This is a genomic window from Aeromonas sp. s9, assembly GCF_040907765.1.
Taxonomy (GTDB): domain Bacteria; phylum Pseudomonadota; class Gammaproteobacteria; order Enterobacterales; family Aeromonadaceae; genus Aeromonas; species Aeromonas caviae.
In genome coordinates this window covers 1-1,725 of record NZ_JBFOCK010000009.1, presented here as the reverse complement: position 1 = coordinate 1,725, position 1,725 = coordinate 1, and the positions used below count along the sequence as shown (strand labels likewise).

The window sequence follows — 1,725 nt, the reverse complement described above, 5'->3', positions numbered from 1 at the left end:
CCGTCATTCCGCACCTGATTTTGCTATTTTCAGTGCTTGACGGCGATCGGCCGTTCTGATCTATTACTCTCTTTTGCAGGTAGATCATCATGGCCGCACCCGCTATCTCGATCCGTAACCTCGATCACCTTGGTTTGGTCGCCGCACTCTGCCAGGAACTGGGCATTGCCCGCATGATCGATGCCTTGCTCCCCAAAACCCCGCCTTTCAAGGTCTCACATGGTGAAGCCTTGGTCGCCATGATAGTGAACGGCCTCGGCTTTCACAGCAGCACCCTGCACATGTTCCCGCAATTCTTCGCTAACAAGCCGGTTGAGCGCCTGATTGGCCCCGGGATCTGTGCTGATGACCTCAATGATGATGTGCTCGGTCGCTGTCTCGATGCCCTCTTTGAGGCCGATGTCAGCGCCTTGTATCAGGTGATGGCGGCGCAAGTTGTCGAGCGGCTGGGGCTCAAAAGCACCGCAGTGCACCTCGATATTACCAGCTTCCACGTCGATGGCGCCTATGACTGTGCCGATGGGGATCTGGTCGGTAAGCTGCAACTGGTGCGTGGTTATAGTCGTGATCACCGGCCAGAGCTGAATCAAGTGATCCTTGAGCTCATCTGTGAAAATCAGGCCGGCCTACCTGTCTATATGCAGGCCCTGAGCGGCAATAGTAATGACACCAAAGCCTTTGCCCAGACCGTTCGTCGCCATTTGAGCAGTCTCAAGGCCGCGCAGGAGTGCCGTTATCTGGTCGGCGATGCCGCACTGTACTGCGCCGATACCTTGCAATTACTGGCGCAACAGCAGCAACTATTTGTGACCCGGGTGCCCGTCACTCTCAATGAGGCAAAGCAGGCCGTGGCAACCATAGGTGCACAACCGCTGACCGCTCTGGGCAATGGCTATCATGGCCGTTGGCAACACGCGAATTATGCCGGGGTCGCGCAACGTTGGTTGCTGGTGCGCAGCGAACAAGCCAGCCACCGCGAGCAGCAGACATTGGCCAAAAACCTGCTCAAAGACAGTACCCGCGAGCTCAAAGCCTTCGCCAAATTGTGTGCCCGACGCTTTGCTTGTGAGGCGGATGCCCAAGCTGAGTTGAGCTGTTTTACCGCCAGCTTGATGCTGCTGCAACTGGATGCCGAAGTGGTAGGTGAACCCGTTTATACAGGACGTGGCAGACCCAAGCGTGGCGAAGAGCCAATTGGCCATCAGTTTCAAATCACTGGGTTGGCGGCAACTAGCCTGGCTTGCGTTGAAGAGGCCCACAACCAGACCGGGGTGTTCATCCTGGCGACCAATGACCACAGCGATACGCTGACCATGGCCGAACTTTTGGCCACCTATAAAGCGCAGCAGAATGTCGAACGGGGCTTTCGTTTTCTCAAGAGCCCGGAGTTTTTAACCTCCTCACTGTACCTGAAAAAGCCGGAGCGGATTGAAGCGTTGCTCATGGTGATGACCTGTAGCCTGATGATTTACGCAGCGTTGGAGCACCGGATCCGGCAGGGATTAGTGGAGCAGAATCGCAGTGTGGCGGATATGAAAAAGAAACCGACCCAGCAGCCGACGGCCCGTTGGATCTTTTTGCGCTTTGGTGGCATCCATGAATATCGACTGGGAGAAGCTCCGCCACAAGTAACGGAGCTAACAGGAGACCAGCAGATCATTTTGGAGGTATTGGGTGAGCGCTATCGGCAAATTTATTCCTAAATCAGGTGCGGAATGTCGGCTC

At 55.5% G+C, this 1,725-nt stretch carries 1 protein-coding gene; it reads left to right on the top strand.

Translation table 11 applies throughout. The features are described 5' to 3' along the window. Positions 1-89: 89 nt before the first annotated feature. The gene (locus tag AB5Y54_RS01050; RefSeq protein WP_049636888.1) at positions 90-1,703 is read left to right on the top strand and encodes an IS1634-like element ISAs25 family transposase; all 1,614 of its coding nucleotides are present in this window, start codon (positions 90-92) and stop codon (positions 1,701-1,703) included. Positions 1,704-1,725 lie beyond the last annotated feature (22 nt).

Bases quoted from the DNA above. Each gene is read 5' to 3' on its own strand.
- AB5Y54_RS01050 (WP_049636888.1), top strand. From the start codon at position 90: ATGGCCGCACCCGCTATCTCGATCCGTAACCTCGATCACCTTGGTTTG.